General features: G+C 67.4%; 2 protein-coding genes, 1 rRNA gene and 1 pseudogene. 1 reads left to right on the forward strand and 3 read right to left on the reverse strand.

What is annotated here, in order from left to right; translation table 11 throughout:
- Window positions 1-1,145: 1,145 nt before the first annotated feature.
- Together ACWDX7_RS28310 and ACWDX7_RS28315 are read right to left on the reverse strand one after the other, a co-directional pair.
- Entirely contained in the window at window positions 1,146-1,781 is a 636-nt protein-coding gene (locus tag ACWDX7_RS28310; RefSeq protein WP_451493391.1) for a hypothetical protein, read from the reverse strand.
- A 283-nt stretch (window positions 1,782-2,064) separates the two neighbouring features.
- Window positions 2,065-2,397, reverse strand: a pseudogene (locus ACWDX7_RS28315) (IS982 family transposase); the annotation flags it as partial.
- Between the two features lie 1,100 nt (window positions 2,398-3,497).
- Here ACWDX7_RS28315 and ACWDX7_RS28320 point away from each other — a divergent pair.
- A complete protein-coding gene (locus ACWDX7_RS28320; RefSeq protein ID WP_451493390.1) occupies window positions 3,498-4,001 on the forward strand; it encodes an FBP domain-containing protein in 504 nt (167 codons plus the stop codon).
- 778 nt (window positions 4,002-4,779) lie between these two features.
- On the opposite strand, the gene rrf is transcribed toward ACWDX7_RS28320, so the two are convergent.
- Window positions 4,780-4,896, reverse strand: a 5S ribosomal RNA gene (gene rrf / locus ACWDX7_RS28325).
- Window positions 4,897-4,906 lie beyond the last annotated feature (10 nt).

Below are 4,906 nucleotides of genomic sequence, written 5' to 3' on the forward strand. Positions count from 1 at the left end.
TTCTGTGTTTCCGACTCTATCAGACTCTTTCGTGTCCGATTCCCGGTCGAAGCGGGTTTCGCTTTCCAGGTTCCCGCTTTCGCGTTTCCCTTTCCAGCGATTCCGACTCTACCAGAAGTTCTCCACCGGATTTCACCGGCTTCGGATTCTCGAATGAAGAGTCGAGGGCGCGTCCACACGGAATCCGCCGGACGCGGCATTGCCGAACTTGTCCAGTCCGAGGCAACCGCTCAACTCTACAACCCAATCTCAGTGGTGTCAAAGCCCTCCAGCGACCCCCGCCACCTCCCCCACGGTGACGTGGTCCGACGCAGGCACAAGCCCGGGACGCTGCTACCGCGAGACGACGGTCGGGCGCCCCGGGCGGCCCCGATCCACGACGCTCATCTTGCGGCGGCCGTCCTCACTGACACGCGCAGCCGGCCCGCAGAACAACTTCCTCGCCCGAGCACTCGGCGGTATCCGGCGGGGCGCCGGACCCCCGTAGCGTGACGGAGGAGCTGGAGGGTCGTCGGCGTCCGGACCATGTCCTGGCTGTGGCGGTACAGGCCTGGGCCATGTCTCCGCAGCCCGTCATCCGCGGCCTGCGCTTCCTGGGCCAGCCTCATCGAGCGCACTTCGGTCGGCTGCGGCATTCGACCTCGCGAAGCCCCGCCACCCCGAGTTGTTCAGCGGCTCGGGAGGCGCCCGGATCAGGCCGGGGCCGTTGTTCACGAGAACGGGAGGCGCCCGGACGGTCGCGGTTGCTCGTTCGAACAGCGTCAGGTCAGCCGGCCGGTAGGGGCCACCAGCCGTGCTCAGGCCGCGGCTCTCACTTCGGTCGTCTCCATCGGATCATCGCGCAGTACGGCGATCCGTCCCAGGGTCTCCGGACTCGTGGGTGCCGAGGTGATCCCCTGCACCGGGCGTCGTTTCCTCGCAGTTCGTAGAGGGACTCGGCGTACACGTGCTCCAGCCGTCCCGGTCGATGGCGGCGAGTGCCTCCAGGTACGCGGTCCGCTCGTACGAGTGCGGTGTGTGCCCCCAGAAGCACCGCAGGTAGGGCACCGCCTCGGCGGCGTCAGGTCCGAACCGGGCCAGGCGCCGGGCCGTCCGGTCTGGACCGCCGCACCAGGCCCGCGCCATCCACCGTTCGAGGAGTTCGCTCACCAGCCCCGGCAAAAGCCTCGAGGCCGGCGTGGTCGGGCGTGGTCGGCCAGGACCTCCGCACCCAGCAGAGCCAGCCAGGGACAGTCCTCCTGTGTCCGGCCTCGCGCCGCCGGTACGGCGAGGGCGCCCAGGCGCTCAACGGCCCGCCTGAGCAAGGGCAAGGGTCGGCGGCCGTCCGCCGTGCCCACCGAGGGAACCAGTGGGATCAGCCCCTCAGCAGGCTCTCGGCCGCTCAAGGCACGCAGCGCGTCGACCTTCGTGGTGCCTTCCGTGCGAGTGCCGGCGAGCAGAGCGAGGAGTTCTGCGGTGCTGAGGCCGGCCAGTGACGGCCGCGGAACGAACGGACGACTCTGGACCTCGATGCCGAACCGCGTCCACGGCTCGGAGAACCACGGAAGCTCCGCTTCTGCGGCGATCCGGGCGCGTGCGACGTCACCGAGGTCTTCCCACCACTCCGGCGGCCAGCCAGCTGACAGCTGCTCCAGTACGCAGACCCAGTGCTCGCCTTTGCCGACATACGCCCGAAGCCCTTCCCTGGCGTCGCCCGATACGGCGAGAGCCAGCAGCTCCACTACCTCGCAGGCCCGCAAGCAAGCCCCCTCTTCCCCCGCCAGCTGGTCAACGATCGGCATGGGGGGACAGGTCCAGATCACGGACCAGCCGCGCCAGATACAGAGCCCGCTCGTCGGTCTGGTCACACCGCCAGTCACGGCGGATCCCGTCATACAGGAACACGGCAGATCGCCGCGGGTCCTTGAGCGCTCGCACCGCACCCAGGCCACGCCCCCGTTGCAGCAGGCCTCGACAGAGTCGGGGAGGGTGTACGACATCTCGTACTCATCGCTCATCACGCGGCACCCTGCCCGACCAGGGCACCGATCCGCCAGGCGATATCCGCCGGGCCCCACCGGACATTGTCGAGTCGGTCATCCAGTGATTGTCGAACCAGAGTCGCTGTCCATCGCCAGTGCCCGGATCAGCCGCTTGACCAACCCCAGCGCGGCCGAAAGCCGCTTGTTTGCAGCCCGCGCGCTGCGGCGGGTACGGGAACATGTCGTCGGACAGGTGCCTATTCGCGTAGCGCAACCAGGGGACTCGGAGTGGAAGCCAGCAGGGACTGGGCGACGGCCAGGCACACGAGCTCCGAATCGCTCAACAACGGGGGTCGACCGAGGCTTCGGGTTCTCCCGATCTCGTCGTCGACCCGACGTAAAGTGCGGTCACGAGGGTGTCCAGTTCAGCGTGCACGTGGCCTCTCGGTCATCGTTGCTCAGAAACGCCGATCCTGGACACCCTCGCCGAGTCTTGGCGGGGAATCGTGAAGGAGGCGGGCGTGAGCGATCGTCCCGGGTACTGGGATCCGCTCCCGGCTGTGCGTGCGTCAGCCGGAACGGCACTGCCCTGGAAGGAGACGGTCACCGTCCTTGCTCCGGCAGAGACCTACCTGATGGGTCGCTGGGCCGAGCGGAACTGGCGCAATGTGCCGAGACCGTTCTACGGCGCGGAGACAGATACCTGCGAGATGTGCCCCGAGGTCGCACCACGGCACGTCATGTGCGACGAGACCGGTCAGGAGTTCGTCTTCCGTCAGCCCCGGAGACCTGCCGAGGTCAACAGGGTGCTCTTCGCGGCCTGGAACGATCCCTGCGGCCAGTACGGCATGGACGGCGACCAGTGGTGGACCACACAGTCCGTTCGCGCCTGGTGGCAGGAACGCGCACGACTTCGGGAGTGGGCCGAGCACTTCGCCACCGCCCCATCCGGCTCTGACCACTTCCCATTTTCGGGTTGGCTGACCTGCTGTCCTACCTCGATGGTGACCTCCAGGCCCACCTCCGTGGCTATCTCTTCTGGTTGGAAGAGGGACGCCCTCCGACCGGCTCCGAGACTCTGCCCGACCTGTAGGCCTCGCAGGCGTTCGGAGACACTCGTCTGGGCAGCGTCGCAGACCGGGCAGCTGGGCGGGAGCGACCCTGGGCGTGCGGCCCATCAGTGCTACTCCGCCTACTCCGCATCGATCCGGGGCGCGGGCGGGTCGATCTGACGAATGAGGAGAGGGACGGGCCCTGGCAGAGCGTCTTGGCCCCTCCGCTGTCAGATGAGGAACAGGCTGGCTGCGGTGACGAGGGGGACGTGGCGGTGCCAGCCGGCGGACGAGCAGCCCTCGAAGCCCAGGCGCAGGGCCGTCTCCAGCTCGCAGTAGCCATCTCAATCCGCCAGCCGACTCGCCCAGCCGGACCGGGGCCTTGGCGGCCGTGGTGATGGGGAGGTTCCCGACCTGCCCGGGGTGGAACATTCCGAAATATTGGGATGCAGACGGGTCCGGGAGGTCCGTAGGGTCAACCCCTGTGGAACCCCTGACCGAGAAACAGATTCGATCGTCCTTCGTGAATTGCACCAAGGGGGAGGCGGCGCGCCTCAGGCTGCCGCTGAATTTCGCCAAACTGCCTTGGGAGGACCTGGACTTCCTGGGGTGGGTGGACCCAGGGGCTCCCCTGCGGGCGCACCTCGTGCTGCCCCGTGCGAGCGGCCCGGTGGGGATCTCCCTGCGGGTTCCCGCCGTGAGCCGCACGAGCGCGGTGAAGTCCAGCCTCTGCCAGGTCTGTCTGACGGGCCACGCTTCCTCCGGCGTCACCTTGCTGGTTGCCCCCTTGGCGGGAGCCCGGGGACGCGAGGGCAATACGGTCGGCGTCTACGTCTGTGCCGACCTCGCCTGCCCGCTGTACCTCCGCGGCAAGCGGCAGCCGAAGCTGCGTGCCGGACGCCCAGACGAGTCACTCACCCTGGACGAGCGTCTCGTCCGCATGTGGGAACACCTGGACGCCTTCGCATCCCGAGTCACCGCGGGCTGAGTAGCGGCCACGGTCGCGCTCCCGTGTCCGCACTGCGGCAAGCCCGCAAACAGAACCCGTCCGTGGCCGGCCCGCCTCCGCCCTCACCGCAGCTGGCCCCCAGCGCAACGGTTCCCGTTCATGTACCGCCCCCGAGCGGGCTCATAGGCTTCGACGCCCCGACTGCTGGCGCCGAGCTCCATGCCCAGGTGGCCATCAGTCCCACCAGTTAAAGAGCAGGTCACTCAACACCTGGGGGCGCCAGTAGCGGACCTGAGTTAGTTCCGCTTCAGCCAGCTCGGCCACGTCTACCTTGGACATCGGCAAGCTCAGGTCTTCGACGCTGAGGCAGCCGAAACCGACGGCTTCGAAGGCGTCCGCCCAGGGTGGTGGGTTCACAAAGCGCGACAGCGGCTGTTCTGGCTCGGTGGCAGCTCGGCGAACGCGACGACTGGCAAGTGAGCATGACACAGAAGGAAGTGCTGCTCTGCCCGGCTGGTGATGACGCCCGAATGGAAACTGGACACTCCTGCCGCGGAGAACTGGTTGACACGGCCACCGATCCCTCTCGCGGTTTCCCAGCAGGCACTGCGAAAGAGCGCCACGTCCGTCTCGTTCGCCGGTCCGTCACCGGGACCCCAGAAGCCAGTCGCTCCTCGCTCAAGCCGCATGCTGTCTCTCCCCCCGATGAGGAAGCTTGCCAGGGCAAAGGGACACGGCGAGATGGTGCCGTGTCGAAAAGGGTCTAGAACGCAGGAAAGCCCCGCACCATAAGGTGCGGGGCTTCCCCACAATAAAAGTTCGGCGGCGTCCTACTCTCCCACAGGGTCACCCCTGCAGTACCATCGGCGCTGAAAGGCTTAGCTTCCGGGTTCGGAATGTAACCGGGCGTTTCCCTAACGCTATGACCACCGAAACACTATGAA

The organism is Streptomyces sp. NPDC003034, assembly GCF_053591375.1.